General features: G+C 69.3%; 16 protein-coding genes. 4 read left to right on the top strand and 12 right to left on the bottom strand.

Translation table 11 applies throughout. From position 1 onward, the window contains the following. Positions 1 to 43 precede the first annotated feature (43 nt). Complete coding sequence (locus tag HCR68_RS02215) at positions 44 to 949, bottom strand: DegV family protein (RefSeq protein ID WP_167145776.1); 906 nt, start codon at positions 947 to 949, stop codon at positions 44 to 46. A gap of 75 nt (positions 950 to 1024) precedes the next feature. Beyond that, positions 1025 to 2308 (bottom strand): glycosyltransferase, encoded by a 1284-nt coding sequence (locus HCR68_RS02210; RefSeq protein WP_167145774.1) that lies wholly within the window; start codon positions 2306 to 2308, stop codon positions 1025 to 1027. Between the two features lie 390 nt (positions 2309 to 2698). On the opposite strand from HCR68_RS02210, the gene HCR68_RS02205 reads away from it, so the two are divergent. Both HCR68_RS02205 and HCR68_RS02200 read left to right on the top strand, forming a co-directional pair. Next, positions 2699 to 4720 (top strand): helicase HerA-like domain-containing protein, encoded by a 2022-nt coding sequence (locus HCR68_RS02205; RefSeq protein WP_167145772.1) that lies wholly within the window; start codon positions 2699 to 2701, stop codon positions 4718 to 4720. 66 nt (positions 4721 to 4786) lie between these two features. Beyond that, entirely contained in the window at positions 4787 to 5023 is a 237-nt protein-coding gene (locus HCR68_RS02200; protein WP_167145770.1) for a BrnT family toxin, read from the top strand. A 444-nt stretch (positions 5024 to 5467) separates the two neighbouring features. Here the strand turns inward: HCR68_RS02200 and HCR68_RS02195 are convergent, their stop codons facing one another. From HCR68_RS02195 to HCR68_RS02150, 10 genes are all read right to left on the bottom strand, one after another. Further along, positions 5468 to 5743, bottom strand: coding sequence for a hypothetical protein (locus HCR68_RS02195; RefSeq protein WP_126413236.1), 276 nt, complete (start codon positions 5741 to 5743; stop codon positions 5468 to 5470). A 6-nt stretch (positions 5744 to 5749) separates the two neighbouring features. Further along, positions 5750 to 5983, bottom strand: a complete 234-nt coding sequence (locus HCR68_RS02190; RefSeq protein ID WP_167145768.1) for a hypothetical protein — start codon at positions 5981 to 5983, stop codon at positions 5750 to 5752. 148 nt (positions 5984 to 6131) lie between these two features. Continuing rightward, positions 6132 to 9101 (bottom strand): class I tRNA ligase family protein, encoded by a 2970-nt coding sequence (locus HCR68_RS02185; protein ID WP_167145766.1) that lies wholly within the window; start codon positions 9099 to 9101, stop codon positions 6132 to 6134. A 112-nt stretch (positions 9102 to 9213) separates the two neighbouring features. Then, positions 9214 to 9660, bottom strand: coding sequence for an HIT family protein (locus HCR68_RS02180; protein ID WP_167145764.1), 447 nt, complete (start codon positions 9658 to 9660; stop codon positions 9214 to 9216). A 51-nt stretch (positions 9661 to 9711) separates the two neighbouring features. Beyond that, on the bottom strand, positions 9712 to 10422 hold the full coding sequence (locus tag HCR68_RS02175) for a metal-dependent transcriptional regulator (protein WP_208320481.1): 711 nt from the start codon (positions 10420 to 10422) through the stop codon (positions 9712 to 9714). Positions 10423 to 10475: 53 nt separating this feature from the next. Continuing rightward, on the bottom strand, positions 10476 to 11210 hold the full coding sequence (locus HCR68_RS02170) for a vitamin K epoxide reductase family protein (protein ID WP_167145762.1): 735 nt from the start codon (positions 11208 to 11210) through the stop codon (positions 10476 to 10478). Positions 11211 to 11304: 94 nt separating this feature from the next. Further along, on the bottom strand, positions 11305 to 13167 hold the full coding sequence (locus tag HCR68_RS02165) for a serine/threonine protein phosphatase (protein WP_243858892.1): 1863 nt from the start codon (positions 13165 to 13167) through the stop codon (positions 11305 to 11307). A gap of 242 nt (positions 13168 to 13409) precedes the next feature. Then, a complete protein-coding gene (locus tag HCR68_RS02160) occupies positions 13410 to 14267 on the bottom strand; it encodes an HAD hydrolase family protein (RefSeq protein WP_167145758.1) in 858 nt (285 codons plus the stop codon). 93 nt (positions 14268 to 14360) lie between these two features. Next, on the bottom strand, positions 14361 to 14534 hold the full coding sequence (locus HCR68_RS02155; protein WP_167145756.1) for a methionine/alanine import family NSS transporter small subunit: 174 nt from the start codon (positions 14532 to 14534) through the stop codon (positions 14361 to 14363). 1 nt (position 14535) lies between these two features. Continuing rightward, entirely contained in the window at positions 14536 to 16116 is a 1581-nt protein-coding gene (locus HCR68_RS02150; RefSeq protein WP_167145754.1) for a sodium-dependent transporter, read from the bottom strand. Between the two features lie 227 nt (positions 16117 to 16343). Here HCR68_RS02150 and deoD point away from each other — a divergent pair, with 227 nt between their 5' ends. Both deoD and HCR68_RS02140 read left to right on the top strand, forming a co-directional pair. Further along, positions 16344 to 17066: a purine-nucleoside phosphorylase gene (deoD, locus tag HCR68_RS02145; RefSeq protein ID WP_167145752.1), complete on the top strand. Its 723-nt coding sequence runs from the start codon at positions 16344 to 16346 to the stop codon at positions 17064 to 17066. 310 nt (positions 17067 to 17376) lie between these two features. Beyond that, the gene (locus tag HCR68_RS02140; RefSeq protein ID WP_167145751.1) at positions 17377 to 17655 is read left to right on the top strand and encodes a DUF1540 domain-containing protein; all 279 of its coding nucleotides are present in this window, start codon (positions 17377 to 17379) and stop codon (positions 17653 to 17655) included. Positions 17656 to 17677 lie beyond the last annotated feature (22 nt).

The following is a 17677-nucleotide window of genomic DNA, read 5'->3' as shown; positions in this document are numbered from 1 at the left end:
ACCCGGCCACCTGTGGCATCCGGCTTACGCCGTCGGAACGGGCTCAGTGGGCCCGTAGGTCGGGGGCGACGGCGATACCGAGGGCACCGGGACCCACGTGGGTGCGCGTCGCCTCGTCGACCGGGAGGGTGAGGACCTCGGTGACGATGGCTCCGGCCTCCTCCATGGCCTCGCGCAGGCCGGCCTCGAGCCGCGCCAGCATGTCGGCGTCGTCGCCCTGGATGGCCAGGCGCACCGGGTCGGCGGGACGCCTGGGGCCGGACAGGGCGGTCCCGCCGGCGGCGCGAACGGCCTGGGCGATGAGGTGGCGCCTGGCACGGGCCGCGCCGCGCACGGTCTCCAGCGCCCGGATGCCATCACGGGTCAGGGCCAGGACCGGGCGGATCCCGAGGACGCCGTCCAGGCGGGCGGTGGTGCGGTCGATCCGCCCCGAGCGGGCCAGGCGGCCCAGGTCGTCGACGACGAAGAGCTGGCAGGAGCGGGCGGTGCTGGCCTGAGCCAGAGCCGCACCGCGGCGGGCGTCGTGGGCGCGGGCAGCGGCCAGCACCGAGAGCCCCAGGGCTCCCGAGCTGGTACCGGAGTCCACGACGCGCAGCCACTGCGGCCGGCGACGCTGCGCCCTCCCCGCACCGTCGGTCCCGGCGCCCCCGGAGTACCCGGAGTACCCGGAGTACCCGGAGTACTCAGCGTCCAGCTGGGCTGCGGCGAGCCGAGCGTTGTCCATGGTCCCGGACAGTGCCGAGGAGATGTGGATGGCCAGGACCTCCCCGGCTCGGCCGGCTGCGCGCCGGTAGGCGTCCACGAGCTCCTGGACGCTGGGCCGCGACGTGGTCCCGGGGGCGCCGTCCTCGCCGGGGACGGCGTGAAGGGGGACCACCTCGATCGCACGGTCGCGCACCAGGGTCTCCGTCAGACAGGCGGCGGAGTCGGTGACGACGGCGAGCGACATGCCACCTACCTTATCGGCAAGCCGCGCGATCACCGGCCAGGCGCCGTCCGTGGCGGCAACACCCAGGGCCTGCGGCTACCGGCCTCCCGCCCCCGGGAGTCCTGCGCTGCGAGAGGCCAGGAGGTCGTCGTAGAGGTTGACGAGCCGCTCGGTCATCGTCTCGGAGTCGAACTGCCTGGCCACCTCCAGGGCGCCGTCGGACAGCTCGGAGAGCCGGGCGTCGTCGGACAGCAGCGAGGCGAAGACCCGGGCGAAGTCCTTCCCCTCGATCCCGTCGGTGAGGATCGCGTTGTGCTCGGTGAGGCACTCGGTCATCCGCTCGTCGCAGTAGACGATCGGCAGCCCGGAGGCGGCGGCCTCCAGGAACACCATGGGCTGGTTGTCGAAGTGGTAGGAGGCCAGGGAGAAGACGTCGGCCTGCTTGAGCAGGACGGCGACCTCCTCCGGCGAGCACTTACCGGTCAGGACCACCCGGTCGGCGACCCCGAGCTCCTCGGCGCGCCGGCCCAGCTCCTCCTGGGAGGGTCCGGGCCCCACCAGCACCAGCTTGACCGGCATGTCGGCCAGGTGGGGCATGGCCTCGATGAGCGTCATCTGCCGCTTCTCGGGGCTGAGGCGGGCCACGCAGATGATGATCTTCTCGCCGGGGGCCTTGGGAATCGGCGAGTCAGCGGCGCGGGCCCGCCGGTAGCGGCTGGAGTCCAGCCCGTTGGGCAGCACCATGCAGGGGGCGGTCAGCCCGCCGTCGTCGATGAGGATCTGAGCCAGGTGCTGGGAGGGAGACAGGCAGGCGTCGCACTTGTTGGCGAAGGCCGCCGTCAGCCGCCACCCCTGGCGGGACAGGGCCGTCTTCATGTCGCGCTTGTTGAGGTGCTTGATGGAGTCGCGGTGGACCCTGGGCAGGACCGGCAGCGACTTGAGCGCCACGGGGAAGGCGACGGACAGGGCCAGCAGGCCGGAGACCACGGCCAGCGGGTAGTCGTCGATGAGCTCGGTGTAGAGGGTGTGGATGGTGGTGACGTGAGGGATGTTCTGGCGCTTGGCCACCCAGTGGGCCAGGACCCCCAGGCTGAACTGGGTCTGGCTGTGGACGATGTCGAAGTCGTAGGCGTCGAAGCGTCTGGCCAGGCCGGGATAGATGGTGGCGACCTCGCGGCTGTCGAAGACGTAGTAGCGCGAGGAGGGCAGGCGGATGACGTGGCCGTCGGTCTCCTCATAGCCCTCGGCCTTGGGCGCGACCACGTAGACCTCGTGGCCCATGCGCTCCAGCGCGGCCCGGAAGGTGGCGGTGGAGGTGGCCACGCCGTGGACGGAGGGGAGGTAGTCGTCGATGAAGAAGGCGATCCGCATGACGCTCACCCGATCCCGCAACCTGAGGGCCGCAGCCGCTGGCCCCGCAGGGACGGCACGTTCGGGTACGACGACGCAGGGGGCAACATGGGGGCGCGCAAACCTCACGGCACAGGGGACGAGTGGAGGATCGGGGCCGGACACGCGGTCTCGGATCTCTCGGTCCTAGAGGCTACCCTGTCGACCGGGTCTGCGCCGCCCACAAGACCGGAAACGGCATCAAGACCACATTTCTCTCCGTTTGTCCTGGATACCGGGTATTCGCGTCTGTGAGGCCCCTGTGGGCGATCTCGGGGACGTGGCTTTCCAGAGGCTTGATCCGCTCACGCGTTCAGACGCGTCAGGATCCTGGAACGCCTGGGTCAGCGCGTTGGCAGGTTCGGCGTTTACGATGACGCCATGACCGACTCCGCTGAGATCGCACGCCTCAAGGCCGAGGCCGCTCAGGCCGCCGCCGACGCCGCCGCGGCCAAGGCCGCCGCCGCTCAAGCAGCCCTCGATGCCGCCATCGCCTCCAGTCCCGCCTCCGCAGAGGCGGCCCCTGCCGTGGAGGCGACAGAAGCCGACGCAGGCGCTCCGCCCCAGACGCCCACGGAAGCGGTCGACGCCGCCGCACCCGCTGGTCCCACAGAGCCCGCGGCTCCCGCCGCGGCGCCAGTGGCGGAGGGGACCCCGGCGGAGACCGCCCCTCAGGCTGAGGCGGCCGCTCCGGTGGAGGAGGTCGGTCAGGTCACGGAGACCACTGAGGAGACCGGCTACACCGCCCAGGTCCGCTCCGGCTACAGCTTCTCCTCCCCCACCCTCCCCGTGGGCACCTACCTCGACACGCTCTCCGACGGCGAGCCCGCACCGGTCAAGGGTCTGTCGGTCGGCATTCCCCTGGGGCTGCTCAACCGGCACGCGCTGGTGGCCGGCGCGACCGGCACGGGCAAGACCCGCACGCTCCAGCTCCTGGCCGAGGGCCTGTCCAGCGCGGGCGTCCCGGTCTTCCTGGCCGACGTCAAGGGCGACCTGACCGGACTGGCCGAGCCCGGCGCCTCCAATGACAAGATCACCGCTCGGGTCGCCTCCACCGGTCAGGACTGGAAGGGCCAGTCCTTCCCCATCGAGCTGTTCAACCTCGGAGGGGGAGACTCCAGCGGCATCAGCGGCACCCCGATCCGCACCACCGTCACCGAGTTCGGGCCGATCCTGCTCTCGCGGGTCCTGGGCCTCAACGACACGCAGGCCTCCGCCCTCCAGCTCGTCTTCCACTGGGCCGATGCTCAGGGGTTGGCACTGCTGGACCTGAAGGACCTTCGCGCCGTCGTCGACTACCTGACGAACACCGATGCCGGCAAGGAGGAGCTCAAGACCATCGGCGGGGTCTCGGCCGCCACGGCCGGAGTCATCCTGCGTGAGATCGCGGCGCTGGAGGCCGCCGGCGGTGAGGCCTTCTTCGGCGAGCCGGCGCTCGACGTGCGCGACCTCATGCGCCTGTCCCCCGACGGGCGGGGCGTCATCTCCGCCCTTGAGCTGGCCGACATCCAGTCCCAGGGCACGCTGTTCTCCACCTTCCTCATGTGGCTGCTCGCCGAGCTCTTCGAGACCCTGCCGGAGGTCGGCGACCCGGACAAGCCCACCATGGTGTTCTTCTTCGATGAGGCCCACCTACTGTTCTCCGGCGCCTCGAAGGCCTTCCTGGAGGCCGTGGTGCGCACCGTGCGGCTCATCCGCTCCAAGGGCGTGGGCATCGTCTTCATCACCCAGTCCCCCACGGACGTGCCCGACGAGGTCCTGGCCCAGCTGGGCAGCCGCGTCCAGCACGCGCTGCGCGCCCACACCCCGGCCGACGCCGCCAACCTCAAGAAGGCGGTCTCCACCTTCCCGGTCAGCCCCGTCGACCTCAGTCGGGTGCTCACGTCGCTCGGGACCGGCCAGGCCGTCGTGAGCGTCCTGGACGAGAAGGGCCGCCCGGCCCCGGTCGCCCCGGTGGTCATCAACGTGCCCGCCGCCGTCATGGGCCCGGCCCAGGACGGTACCGTCAACCAGGTGCTGGCCTCCTCGGCGCTCAAGCCCAAGTACGCCACGGGGGTGGACAACGAGTCCGCCTACGAGCTGCTGGCCCAGCGGGTCCAGGCCGACGCCGAGGCCGCTGAGACCGCCCGCGCCGCCGAGCAGGCCGCCAAGGAGCAGGCCAAGGCCGAGGCCGCCGCCCAGAAGGCCCTGGAGAAGGAGGCCGCCCGCGAGGCGGCCCAGCGCCAGAAGGAGGCCGAGCGTCTGGAGCGCGAAGCCGTCAAGGAGGCTCAGCGCCGCCAGCGGGAGACGGAGAAGGCCGCCGAGCGCCGGAAACGCGAGGTTGAGAAGACCATCGGCTCGGTGGGCCGCCAGATCACCCGCGAGATCACGCGCTCCATCTTCGGCACCCTGAGGCGCCGCTGAGACCCTGTCGCCATGTCGCGTGTGCGTTGCCTTGACCGACACCTCTCGTCAACCTAAAGTTGACACATGAGGGTTGGGCGGTCGGCACTGAAGCACGGGGTCTCCCGTACGGATGTGGAACATGCCTGGACCAACGCCTTAAAACTGGTCGAGTACGAGTACGAAGGAGAGGAACGGCTTCTGGTCATCGGGCCAGCAGTTGACGCCACCTTGCTCGAGCTGGTCGCGGTTCCTACCGCAGAGCCAACCCGGATCATTCATGCCGACCGCCTGCGACCGAAGTTCTACGACTATCCGAGGTGATGACGTTGTCCTCCATGCTGACGCACACTCACAACACGACCGGCCTTGAGACTCTCGATCCAAGCAGCACGCCCGCTCGGGACGCCGCGCACTTCCGGGCGATCATTGCCGCGAGTCAGCGGGTGCATGATGCCGAGGTCGAGCTGCATGCCGCGGTCGCTCGAGCTCGGGAGGCCGGCGACTCCTGGACTGTGATCGGAGCCGCTCTCGGCGTGACCCGGCAGGCTGCGCAGAAGCGATTCGGGCACTCGGCCTGAACATCATCGAAACGTCTTCAGGCAACAGCACGAGGAGTTGCACCAATCATCTCGGTTCGTGCAGCCCCTCGTGCAATTCCTCCGCTACTCCAGCGCGGCTGCAAGCGACGCCGTCGGAGCGCCTTCCCCGGTCACTCGGGGACGATGCTCACCAGCTTGGGGGCCCGGACGAAGGAAACGGCAAAGGCTACTGCGCGACGGCACTGTACCTCTGACGAGCAGCCTCTCCACTAGTTCCGATCGCCTCACCGACCTCACGCCAGGACAGCTGCTGCTCACGGGCCGCATGCACCGCTTCAGCAAGCTCACGCTCAGCCGTGTCACGGCGCCACGCCGCAAGCTTGACAGCCATGATCGGTGGCAGCGGGGCATCCTGGTCGCCGGGCTTCGGATCGTAGTTCTCGAAAGCATCAGCAAACTCATCTGCACGAGCCGTGATGTCTGCGATGGAGCGTCGAGTCATCGTGATTCACCTCAGATACTTGGATCGGGCCGGGCGCATGGCGTGTGCGATAGCAATGACACCTTGCCACTCGATGACGCCTACCTCAACGAGAATGCCGGTCTCGTCAGCACCTATGAACATCGTCATCGAATCGTCCTGCACAAAGTGACGAACGGGGAAGCGCAGTGCGTGGAGCATAGCCTCATCCGACACACCGTGCCGATATGCACTGTCGAGGATGATGGGGTCCTGCTCCACGTCGCAAGGTTACTTGCTGTTCACCTGTCCGCCAACCAAATGACTCAGCACGAGGGACTGTACCCGCCTTCTCGGCCGGTACAGCCCCTGTGTGATGCTCCGACGTTCCAACGCGCTGCGGACGACGCCGTCGGAGCGCCTTCCCCGGTCACTCGGGGACGATGCTCACCAGCTTGGGCGCCCGGACGATCACCTTGCGCACGCCGCGCCCGTCCAGGGTGCGGCTGACGCCGGGGGCGGCCAGTGCCAGCTTCTCCAGCTCGGCCTCGGAGATGTCGGGGTCGACCTCGAGGCGGTCACGGACCTTGCCCTTGACCTGGACGACGCAGGTGACCTTGTCCGCGGCCAGCAGGGACTCGTCGGTCACGACCGGGAAGTCCTCGTGGGCCAGCGAGTGCTCGTGGCCCAGGCGCTTCCAGATCTCCTCGGCGATGTGCGGGGCCACGGGCGCCGTCATGAGGACGAGGGCCTCGACGGCCTCGCGCGGGACCGCGCTGAGCCCGGTGAGGTGGTTGTTGAGGACGATGAGCTTGGCGATGGCCGTGTTCAGGCGCATGCCCTCGTAGTCCTCGCGCACGCCCACGATCGTCTTGGCCACCAGCCGGCGGGTCTCCTCGTCGGCAGGATCATCAACGACGGTCAGCTCACCGGTGGTCTCGTCGACGACGTTGCGCCACAGGCGCTGCAGGAAGCGCTGGCTGCCGGCCACGGCACGGGTGTCCCACGGGCGGTCGGCGTCGAGCGGCCCCATGCTCATCTCGTAGACGCGGAAGGTGTCGGCGCCGTAAGCGGAGTACATGTCGTCGGGGGTGACGATGTTCTTCAGGGACTTGCCCATCTTGCCGTACTCGCGGTTGACCGCCTCGCCCTGCCACAGGTAGGTGGTGGTGCCGTCCTCGGCGGTGACCTCCTCGACCTCGTCGGCGGGCACGTACTGGCCGCGGGAGTCGGTGTAGGCGTAGGCCTGGACGTAGCCCTGGTTGAACAGGCGGTGGTAGGGCTCGGAGGAGGAGACGTAACCGAGGTCGAACAGGACCTTGTGCCAGAAGCGGGAGTAGAGCAGGTGCAGGACGGCGTGCTCGACGCCGCCGACGTACAGGTCGGTGCCGCCGGAGGTGTTGCCGGCCTCGGGCCGCGGCCCCATCCAGTAGGCCTCGTTGGCCGGGTCGACGAGCGCGGTCTCGTCGGTGGGGTCGATGTAGCGCATCTCGTACCAGCACGAACCGGCCCACTGCGGCATCGTGTTGGTCTCGCGGTAGTAGGTCCTGGGGCCATCGCCCAGGTCGAGCTCGACCTCGACCCACTCGGTGGCCTTGCCCAGCGGCGGCTCCGGGGAGGAATCGGCGTCGTCGGGGTCGTAGGAGCGCGGCGAGTAGTCGGTGACCTCGGGCAGCTCGACCGGCAGCATCGACTCGGGCAGGGCGTGGACGCCGCCGTCCTCGTCCCACACGATCGGGAAGGGCTCGCCCCAGTAGCGCTGGCGGGAGAAGAGCCAGTCGCGCAGGCGGTAGGTGACCGCGCCGCGGCCGGAGCCCTTGGCCTCCAGCCAGGCGATCATGGTGGCCTTGGCCTCGTCCTTGCTCATGCCGTTGATGTCCAGGTCACCCAGGGCGGAGTTCACGACGACGCCGTCGCCGGTGTAGGCCTGGGTGGACAGGTCGACGCCGTGGGGGTCATCGGCCGGGCCGATGGTCTGGATCATGTCGACGTCGTACTTGGTGGCGAAGGCGTAGTCGCGCTCATCGTGGGCGGGCACGGCCATGACGGCGCCGGTCCCGTAGCCCATGAGGACGTAGTCGGCCACGAAGATCGGCACCTGCACGCCGTTGACGGGGTTGATGCCGAAGAACCCGGTGAAGACACCGGTCTTGACCCGGCCCTCGTCGGTGCGGTCGGCGTCCGACGTCGCCGCCGCCTGCGCGCGGTAGGCGGCTACGGCCTCTGCGGGGGTCGCGTAGCCGCCGGTCCAGGCCTCCTTGGTGCCCTCGGGCCAGGCGGCCGGGACGGTCAGGGCCGCGGCGTCGGCGGCGATCTGGGCCTCGGTGCGCACCGAGCCGGAGGCGTCAATGCCACCCAGAATGGGGTGCTCGGGGGCCACGACCATGAAGGTGGCGCCGAAGAGCGTGTCGGGGCGGGTGGTGTAGACGCTCAGCGCCGCGTCCTGGTCGGCCCCGGGCACGGCGAAAGTCACCTCGGAGCCCTCGGAGCGGCCGATCCAGTTGCGCTGCATGAGCTTGACCTTCTCGGGCCAGTCCACGGTGTCCAGGTCCTCGGCGAGGCGGTCCCCGTAGGCGGTGATGCGCATCATCCACTGGCGCAGGTTGCGCTTGAAGACGGGGTAGTTGCCGCGCTCGGAGCGACCCTCGGCGGTGACCTCCTCGTTGGCCAGCACCGTGCCCAGTCCGGGGCACCAGTTGACGGGCGCGTTGGAGACGTAGGCCAGGCGGAAGGAGTCGATGACCTCGGCCTGCTCGGAGGCGCTCAGGCTGTCCCAGTCGCGGCCGCCGGGAACGGCGACCTGCCCGGAGGCCAGCTTCTCGCGCAGCTCGGAGACCGGCCGGGCCGCGCCCTTGCCGCGGCCGTCGCGGCGCGGGGCCTCGGGATCGAACCAGGAGTTGAAGACCTGCAGGAAGATCCACTGGGTCCAGCGCACGTAGTCAACGTCGATGGTGGCCAGGGAGCGGCGCGGGTCGTGGGACAGACCCAGGCGGCGCAGCTGACGGCGCATGTTGGCGATATTGGCCTCGGTGGAGATGCGCGGGTGCTGGCCGGTGGTGACGGCGTACTGCTCGGCGGGCAGGCCGAAGGCGTCGTAGCCCATCGTGTACAGGACGTTCTTGCCGGTCATGCGGGTGAAGCGGGCGACGACGTCGGTGGCGATGTACCCCAGCGGGTGGCCCACGTGCAGGCCCTTGCCGGAGGGGTAGGGGAACATGTCCAGCAGGAAGTACTTCTCCTTGTCCGCCCCGGGGCCGGCCAGGGCGCCGACGGGGTTGTCGGCGTTGAAGGTGCCCTCGGCCTCCCAGCGGTCCTGCCATGCGGTCTCGATGGAGTCCGCCAGGGCCGCCGTGTAGCGGTAGGGGGTGTCGGACTCGCCCGGTGCGGTTCTCTCTGACATCGCGGCAGCGCTCTTTTCCTACTCGTGCTTCCTGGTGCTGGGGCACAGCCTATCGCTCGGCGGGAGCACGGCCCGACGGCGACCGTCCCGCGGGCGGGCGAGACCGGTCACGTCAGCCGAGCGCGGCGCTGTCCATCCTCGCTGGGACGAACTCGCCCCAGCCATCCTCGACGAGGCCTGCTCGCAGACGCTCCATAGCGGCGTCGAGCTCTGGGCCCTCGGGGTGGCGGGCAGAGGTGAAGTACAGGTCCTCCTCGGAGCGGATCGGCAGCACATGAAGGTGCAGGTGGTCGACCCCGTAGCCCGCCACGACGAGCCCGGCCCGAGGCGCATCGAAGACGCGCACCTGCGCGGCCCCGATGCGCTTGGCGACCACGGACAGGTGCGCCACCACGTCGTCGGGCGCGTCAATGTAGGAGTCGACCTCGACGCGCGGAACCACCAGGACGTGCCCGTCGGTGTGCGGCTCGATGGTGGCGAAGGCGACGCAGACCTCGTCAGCCCACACGAAGCGGCCGGGGATCTCGCCATTGATGATCTTGGTGAAAATCGTGCTCATGGCCCTATTGTCCCCCAGCCTCACACGGATCCGTGCAGGTCCCGGTGCCTGTCAGGCCAGCAGCCACAGGGAGCCGTCGGGGATGATGGCCTCAGGGGCCACCTCGGGCAGTGCACCGCGTGAGGCCTCCGGCTCCAGCAGGGCGATGACGGTGGCTCGCCGTCGCTTGCCGCCCTCCACGGCCGGGGCCACGGTTCCCCGGTCGCGGATGCGTACCCGGCTGTCCAGCCCGATGCCGGCCCGTCTGAGGCGACGCAGCGTCTCGGTGTCGTCCTGGATTCGCCCGACAACGCCGTCGGCGCCCACCGGACGGGTCTCCAGGCGCACCAGGTCAGGAATGATGAGCCGGCCGTCCGCTGTGGGGATCGGGTCCCCGTGCGGGTCACGGGTGGGGTGTCCCAGGACCGCATCGAGCCGCTCCAGCAGCCGCTCGGAGACGGCGTGCTCGAGCTCCTCGGCCTCGGCATGGACCTCGTCCCAGCCGAAGCCGAGCTGGGTGACCAGGTAGGTCTCCAGGATGCGGTGACGGCGAATCATGCCCATGGCCCGACGCCGCCCCTCCTCGGAGAGGGTGACGGCCTTGTAGGGCTCGTGGACGAGCAGCCCCTCCTCCACCAGGCGGGCCACGTTCTCCGAGGCGGTCGAGGGCGCCACCTCCATGCGCTTGGCCAGGCCGGTGATGGAGGCACCCGCGCCGCCCCACTCACAAGCCGCCCACACGACCTTGAGGTAGTCCTGGGTGACGGTGGAGTCCCCCACCACCGAGGGCTGCCTCCAGCCGAGCCTGGTCGAGGCCGGCCGACCCACGGGCGGCGTCACCCGAACAACCTCGCCAGCTGACTCCCGAAGGCGATGACGATGGTGAGGACCACTGCCAGGTACATGGCCGCCATGATCCACCAGCGGGCCTTGAGGACGTCCAGCGCCAGGTTGTCACGCAGCCCCAGGTGCCCGCCGGCCGCGGCCCAGGCCCAGGAATGGGCGGCCGCCGGGATGGTGACGGACCAGATGACCATGCAGAAGGGGCAGAGCTTGCCGAAGGTCATGATGGAGACGGACAGGAACCAGATGACGAAGACGATCCCGCCCAGGCAGCCGGCACTCAGCCCCCACCACATCCAGCGCGGCAGGCGCGCGCCACTGAGCAGGACCGCGCCGATCGCCGCCAGGGCGCCGAAGGCGATGGCCCCGATGAACGAGTTCGGCACCCCCAGGAGGTTGCCCTGCCACACGTTGAGCGAGTCGCCGCAGGACACCAGGGGGTTGACGTCGCAGATCAGCTCCGCGTCCGGGTTGCGCAGCAGGTTGAGCTGGGCACTGATGAGCTCCCAGCAGGCAACGATCCCGACGAGGGCGCACACGAGGAGCAGCCAGCCGAAGCCCCGCTCGGCCCCGGAACGGCGCAGCCAGGCCGGCCGTTCGGCAGATCCCTCGTCCGTGTCGCGGCGGGTGCGCCGGTCGAGCTCCTGCCCGGGGGCGGACCCCAGGTAGGCCTCGAGCTCGGCCTCACTCATCTCATCGATCTCGGCATCTGTGGGCATGCGCGACATCGTCAGTCTCCTCACCGGTGGTGCGTCATCAGTTCTTCTGGGCGTTGTGGGGTGATCAGGGTGCGAGCGTATGCCACAAGGGGCCGTCTGCGCCCTACCCGTCCGAAAGATCGGCCTGGTCCTGAGGCTCGGCGCCCTCCTGCGGCTGCGCCGCGTCCTCGCTCCCCGCGGCCTCCTCGGAGTCGGCCGGCGCCTCCCCTGAAGTCTCGGCCGGTGCCGTCTGCGAAGCCGACGCCGACGGGTCGGGGGTCGAGGCCATGGTCGCCGTCTCCTGGCCCGGGGCGATGCCGGGAACCGACCGCCAGGCCCCCACCGTCACCGAGGCGTCGGGGTGAAGGACGACCGCCCGCCAGGCCACCAGTGCGCCGGTGGAGTCGAAGGACATCACGTGGAGGAAGGCGTCCTCGGTCACCGAGCCCAGCGAGGTGCCGCCCTTCCCTGCGCCGGAGATGATCCCACTCACGGGCCTGCCGGTCTCGGGGCTGATCGCCGTGGTCATCCCGCGCTCGGCGTGGACGTGTCCGGCCAGGAGCAGCGGCGCGCACCCCTCCTTCATGAGCGGGTCGAAGGCGGCCGGCTGGTGGATGAGGACGACGTTGACCGGTGTGCGTCCGCAGCTGACCTTGGCCAGGCGAGTGGCGATCTGCTCGGTGGTCTCACCGCTGCGCGGCTTGGTGCCGGCCGTCGTCGTGCGCTCGGCGTCGTCGTCTCCAAGCACCGAGATTCCGGCGACCCTCTGGACCGAGCCGTCGGTGACGGTCCAGCCCTGGGAGCGCAGGCGGGCGGCCGTGGCGTCGGAGTCGTGGTTGCCGATCGTGGCGATCTTCGCGGTTGAGCTCGGGACCGCCTGGGTCAGAGCGTCCACGCACACGCGCTCCGGGTCGGAGCCGGTCATGGTCAGGTCCCCGTCGTCCATGTGGACGTCCGCGCCGGAGAGCTGGTCGAGGACCCCGGAGAAGGCGATGACGTCGAGGTTGCAGTGCAGGTCCGTGGTGAGCACGGCCGTCTTGCGGCCGCGCTCGGGGACCGAGTGGGCACCCGTCACCGGCAGCGCCGCGGCCGAGGGGGTGGCCGAGGCCGACGGCGTCACGGTGGCGTCCGAGCCCTCAGGAGGCAGGGAAGCCTCGTTCCGGGGCGCAGGGCCGGCCTCCACCAGGGTCTTCGCGGAGGCCGCCTTGAGGCGGGCCTGAAGGTCCTCGGTGTCCACCTCTCCGTCGGCAGCGGTGACGTCCACCAGGCCGTCGGTCTGCTCGGAGGCCTTCCAGGCGGCGCGCAGGTTGGTGTCGGCCTTGGCGTAGAAGTCGTTGTTGGTCTCCACGAAGGAGCGCGCCTTGGGGCCGTAGGCGGTGACGACGTCGGCGATGCGCCCCGAGAAGCGGGCCTGAGCCAGCGGAGTCCCCTCCAGCACGGACAGGGTCGAGCCGTGTGCAGTGGCCGTGCGCGTGGCCGGGACCAGGAGGGAGACCACGGTGGCCACAGCGGCCGAGACCGCCACGGTCGTCGCCCAGCGGTGCGAGGCGCCAGCGCGGACCGTCTCCCGCAGAGGCTTCGTCGGTGCCAGGCGCCAGGCGGCCACGCAGCACAGGAAGATCGCCTCGACGACCCCGGCCCGGCGCAGGGCGTCCCCCGCCAGGCCGTAGAGCCCCTGCCGAATCGTCAGGCCGGGGTGGGAGACGAGCGAGAGGTAGGAGGCGGCGTCGGAGGACAACGACTGCCCCACACTGGCGGTGCTGGCGGCGTCGGGGGCAGGGTCTCCGGGGATCTCACCCAGGACCACCTTGACGCCGAGGATGCCCGCGGGCGACTCCATCGAGGCGGTTCCCAGCGGCCCGAGGTCCAGGGTGACGGTGGAGTCCAGGGTTGTCGACCAGGTCGCCTCGTGCGGGCCGACCGGCGCTGAGGCCGTCGCCGTGGACAGGCCCAGGAGGAGGGAGACCATGCTGGAGGACAGGATCATCGCCGCCGTGCCGATCACGGTACGGGTGCCTGAGCGACGTCGGCGCCACCAGATCCGCAGTGACAGCACCACCGTGAGCGCCAGGGCGCCGCAGCGCTGGACGGCCCTCAGCAGTCCGACCCGCAGGTCGGCGGCACGATCGGCGACAACGGCACCGGAACCGGCGCCCGCGTCGGTGTCGGCACCCGTGTCAGAGCCGGAGCCGGTTCCGGAGTCGGTGTCTGTAGGTACCACGGCCCGCCTCAGAGACGGGCGCCCAGCGAGACCCGGGCGGCGTGGTCCTCACCGCTGTGCTCCTGGGAGGCGATGAGGCTCGCCAGGGAGGTGACGTAGGTGACGGTGTCCTGCCATCCGCCCACGGCCTGGCAGGGAACGCCCAGGGCCTTGACCGGGTAGTCGTTGCCCTCGGGGTCCAGGCGGTCGCCGACGAAGAGCATCTCCTCCAGCGCGATGCCGGTCACCTCGGCCAGGCGCTTCATGCCGTAGGCCTTGTCCACCCCCTTGAGGGTGATGTCCACGCTCGTGGACCCGCCCGAGCGCACCTCCAGCTCCGGCAGGAGCGAGGCGACGGCGTCGCGCAGGGCCGCCTTCCTCTCCCCTGTCGGGTCCCAGGCGCGCTTGGCCTCCAGAGGGGCGTCCTGCCCCAGGGCGGAGAAGGTGATCTGGCTGCCGCGGTCCTCCAGGATCTCGCCCCAGGTCCTCTCCTCCCACAGGCCGAGCCGGCGCGCCTGGGCCTCGACGATCTCGAAGCCGGTACGGATCTGCTCAGGCGTCAGGTCATTGGCGTAGACCAGCTTCCACGCATCGTCATCCCGCCCGGCCTGCGAGGGGTCGTAGGTGTAGTACCGCGTGCCGCAGGTGGGCATGAGGTGGAGCCGGGAGAACTCGTCGGCGTCGGCGTCGAGATGAGCCAGGACCTGGTCGCGGAACTGCCCTATCTGTCCCCCGGAGATGATGCAGACGGGGACGACGTCGAGCAGCCGCCTCAGTGCCGTGGCCATGGCGGGCGGCATGGCCGACTTCGAGGGTGCCAGCGTGTCATCGAGGTCGAAGGCCACCAGACGGGGCAGCGTCTGAGGGCTCACATCAGTCTGAGTCATAGGCGTATTGTGGCCCACCCGTCTGGAAACCGGCCGAACCGGGCCCCGGGCGGGTGGTGGAGTCAGTCTCTCTTCCCGGCGGACGGCAGACGGTCAGTCGATCCGCTCGGGGTGGAGCATGTGCTCGCGGGCCCGCGCTGAGGCCTCCGCACGGGCGTCACGATCCTCCCGGCGTCCGCGCGAGATGAGCGCGGTGATGGACACCGCCAGGCCGCCCCAGATGATGACGATGGCGAGCAGCATGATGAGTACAGCGGTTCCGGTCATCTCAGTCCTCCTCCTCGGAAGCGGCCTCGAGCGTGAGGGGCTCGAACTCATCCACCGGGGTCTTCCAGGGGATGAGGGTCATGACGGCGGTGCACAGGGCCACCAGCAGGAGCATCCCCCAGCCGAAGACCATGACGAAGCCGTTGGAGTACGACTCGGGGTCGTAACCCTCAGACAGGTAGGTCCACAGGGTCTGGAGGAACATGTAGCCCAGCAGGACGGGAACGACGACACCGACCAGGACGCGCCACCACAGGCCGATCATCCGTGACTCGGAGACGGCGTTGAGATGGTCCTGAAGCAGCCTGCTGCGCCGCAGGACCCAGGCCACGGCCACGCACATGATGATGGCCGAGGAGACCACCCCGATGTTGTTGATGAAGGCGTCGACGACGTCGAGGTCCGGCAGGCCCGAGCTGGTGGCGAACAGGACGAAGGACAGGACGGCGGCCGGGATGCCGACGACGAGCGAGGCCGCCTTCGGAGTCAGGCCGAGCTTCTCCCCGACGCCCGCGGCCACCACCTGGATGATGGAGATGAAGGAGGTCAGCCCCGCCATGGCGAAGGAGGCGAAGAAGAGCACTCCGAACAGCGCCCCTCCGGGCATCTGGGCGATGACGGTGGGGAAGGTGACGAAGGACAGGGAGGGACCGGTGATCTTCATGTCGCTCAGGCCAATGCCCTGGGTGTGCGCCATGAATCCGAGGGTGGCGAAGACGCCGATGCCGGCGAACAGCTCGAAGGAGGAGTTGGCGAAGCCCGCCACGAGGCCGGTGCCCACCAGGTTGGAGCGACGGCGCTGGAGGTAGGAGGCGTAGGTGAGCATGATGCCGAAGCCCACTGACAGGGAGAAGAAGATCTGGCCGAGGGCCGCCATCCACACCTTGTAGTCCAGCAGGGCGGACCACTTGGGGGTGAACAGGGCGTTGAGCCCCTCCCCCGCACCGGGAAGCATGAGGGCGCGCACCACGAGGGCGGCGAACATGAGAACGAGCAGTGGCAGGAAGACCTTGTTGGCCCTCTCCACACCGCCACTGACTCCCAGGGCGGTCACCACCAGGCCGAAGACCCACACGAACAGCAGCGGAAGGGCCACCCCCATGACGAGGGACGGCGAGTAGGCCACCTCGGAGCCGAGGCGGTCCATACCGATGTAGTGCTCGAAGAAGCCTCCGGCGTCGTCGCCCCAGGCGATGTTGACGGAGAAGAACATGTAGCGCAGGGACCAGGCCACGACCACCGCGTAGTAGGTCATGATGACGAAGCAGATGAAGACCTGGAACCAGCCCAGCCACTCCAACTTGGAGGACATGCGCCGGAAGACCGCCGGCGGTGATCCGCGGAAGCGGTGACCCAGGGCGTAGTCGAGGAAGAGGATCGGCAGTCCCGCCGCCAGCAGCGCGATGACGTAGGGGACGATGAAGGCGCCGCCGCCGTTGGTGTAGGCCACGCCCGGGAAGCGCCAGATGTTACCCAGCCCGATCGCCGACCCGATGGCCGCCACGAGGAAGCCGAGCTGACCGCTCCACTGCTCGCGCGGGGGCGCCTGAAGAGACTCGCTCTCCCCTGTCTTGGAGGTCATGAGCAACCTTCCGTGATGTCACAAACGAAGGCGACCCGTCGGCCGCCTTTTCCTGCGAAGTGGTCGCAGGCCCTTTTGTCGCTGGACGCTAGTCCCAGCGACCACGATGTGTCGTCCGATGTCCACGATGCGGACATCAGGTGGGGTGACACCCTGTCTTTTCTCACGCGACCTGTGCCACACTGAACGTTGCCCCATCACCCACTCGCCCTCCCGAGAGGAGTCCCATGGCCACCCCTCACATTGCCGCGGAAGCGGACGACTTCGCCCCCGCGGTCCTCATGCCCGGCGACCCCAGGCGGGCTCAGCGCATCGCCGAGACCCTCATGAACGACGCCCGCCTGGTCACCGACGTGCGCGGAATGCTGGGCTTCACCGGAACCGTTGACGGCAGACCGCTGAGCGTCATGGGCTCAGGCATGGGACAGCCCTCCTTCACGATCTACGCCACCGAGCTGTTCAGCCAGTTCGGGGTGGAGCGGATCATCCGGGTGGGCACTGCCGGTGGCATCTCCCCGAAGGTCAGGATCGGCGACGTCATCGTGGCCACCGGCGCCCATACGGACTCCTCCATGAACCAGCTGCGCATCCCCGGGGTCAATTTCTCCGCGGTCGCCGACTTCCAGCTCGCCCGAGCCGCCTACGAGGCCTCACTGAGCGAGGGAGCCCAGACGGACGGAACAGTCCACCTGGGTACGGTCATCTCGCGGGACCACTTCTACTTCACCCCCGAGGGCCAGACCGAGGCACTGGCCGCCTACGGGGTGCTGGGCGTGGAGATGGAGGCGGCCGCCCTCTACGGCGTCGCCGCCGAGTACGGCAAGCAGGCACTGGCGGTCCTGACCGTCTCCGACCACCTGCTCGACCACTCCGGCGACATGAGCGCCTCCGAGCGCGAGACACGCTTCGCAGACTCCCTTCGCCTGGCCGTGGCCGCCGCGCACAGCTGAGCCCAGGTGAACCCAGAGGCAGAAGCGGCCAAGGCTTCGGAGGGAATACAGGAGACAAGCTCTTCCCCTCTTTTCCGTGAAGGCGTGCCTTACCTGCAAGGAATAACGAAAATCGACGGCACACAACCCTATATTCCCTCGAGGGGCACCCGGGCACCGCACCACCTCCGACGGAAGCACTGAAACGTTGTCATTCCAACGTTCTTGAATTTCGAACCAAGCAGGCCAGGCTGTCCTTCGTTGCCGGGGCACGGGTGCGGATTTACGTTATTCATGTCCGCAGCGCACGTCCGCTCGAAAGGAAAGCATCATGTCCGTCACCCAGATCGCCTCCTGCACCACCACCTCCTGCGCCTTCAACAACGGGGGCTGCACCGCCTTCGCCATCACCGTGGGTGGCGACAACGGCGCACCGGCCTGTGACACCTTCATCAGCCTCGACGCCCGCGGCGGTCTGCCCGTGGCCGAGGGGCACGTGGGCGCCTGCCAGCGCCTCGAGTGCATTCACAACAAGGACCTCATGTGCACGGCCGAGGCCGTGAGCGTCGGCGGTGACACCGCCTCCTGCAAGACCTACGAGGTTCGCTGACCGGAAGGCTCTCCAGCTCGAG

Origin of the sequence: Actinomyces sp. ZJ308, assembly GCF_011752065.1 — a bacterium.
GTDB lineage: Bacteria > Actinomycetota > Actinomycetes > Actinomycetales > Actinomycetaceae > Actinomyces.
This window is presented reverse-complemented; position numbering and strand designations above follow the sequence as displayed.

Excerpts from the sequence above, each read along its gene's own strand:
- HCR68_RS02215 (WP_167145776.1), bottom strand. The coding sequence starts at position 949 with ATGTCGCTCGCCGTCGTCACCGACTCCGCCGCCTGTCTGACGGAGACC.
- HCR68_RS02205 (WP_167145772.1), top strand. The coding sequence starts at position 2,699 with ATGACCGACTCCGCTGAGATCGCACGCCTCAAGGCCGAGGCCGCTCAG.
- HCR68_RS02200 (WP_167145770.1), top strand. The coding sequence starts at position 4,787 with ATGAGGGTTGGGCGGTCGGCACTGAAGCACGGGGTCTCCCGTACGGAT.
- HCR68_RS02195 (WP_126413236.1), bottom strand. The coding sequence starts at position 5,743 with ATGACTCGACGCTCCATCGCAGACATCACGGCTCGTGCAGATGAGTTT.
- HCR68_RS02185 (WP_167145766.1), bottom strand. The coding sequence starts at position 9,101 with ATGTCAGAGAGAACCGCACCGGGCGAGTCCGACACCCCCTACCGCTAC.
- HCR68_RS02180 (WP_167145764.1), bottom strand. The coding sequence starts at position 9,660 with ATGAGCACGATTTTCACCAAGATCATCAATGGCGAGATCCCCGGCCGC.
- HCR68_RS02170 (WP_167145762.1), bottom strand. The coding sequence starts at position 11,210 with ATGTCGCGCATGCCCACAGATGCCGAGATCGATGAGATGAGTGAGGCC.
- HCR68_RS02165 (WP_243858892.1), bottom strand. The coding sequence starts at position 13,167 with ATGATCCTGTCCTCCAGCATGGTCTCCCTCCTCCTGGGCCTGTCCACG.
- HCR68_RS02160 (WP_167145758.1), bottom strand. The coding sequence starts at position 14,267 with ATGACTCAGACTGATGTGAGCCCTCAGACGCTGCCCCGTCTGGTGGCC.
- HCR68_RS02155 (WP_167145756.1), bottom strand. The coding sequence starts at position 14,534 with ATGACCGGAACCGCTGTACTCATCATGCTGCTCGCCATCGTCATCATC.
- HCR68_RS02150 (WP_167145754.1), bottom strand. The coding sequence starts at position 16,116 with ATGACCTCCAAGACAGGGGAGAGCGAGTCTCTTCAGGCGCCCCCGCGC.
- deoD (WP_167145752.1), top strand. The coding sequence starts at position 16,344 with ATGGCCACCCCTCACATTGCCGCGGAAGCGGACGACTTCGCCCCCGCG.
- HCR68_RS02140 (WP_167145751.1), top strand. The coding sequence starts at position 17,377 with ATGTCCGTCACCCAGATCGCCTCCTGCACCACCACCTCCTGCGCCTTC.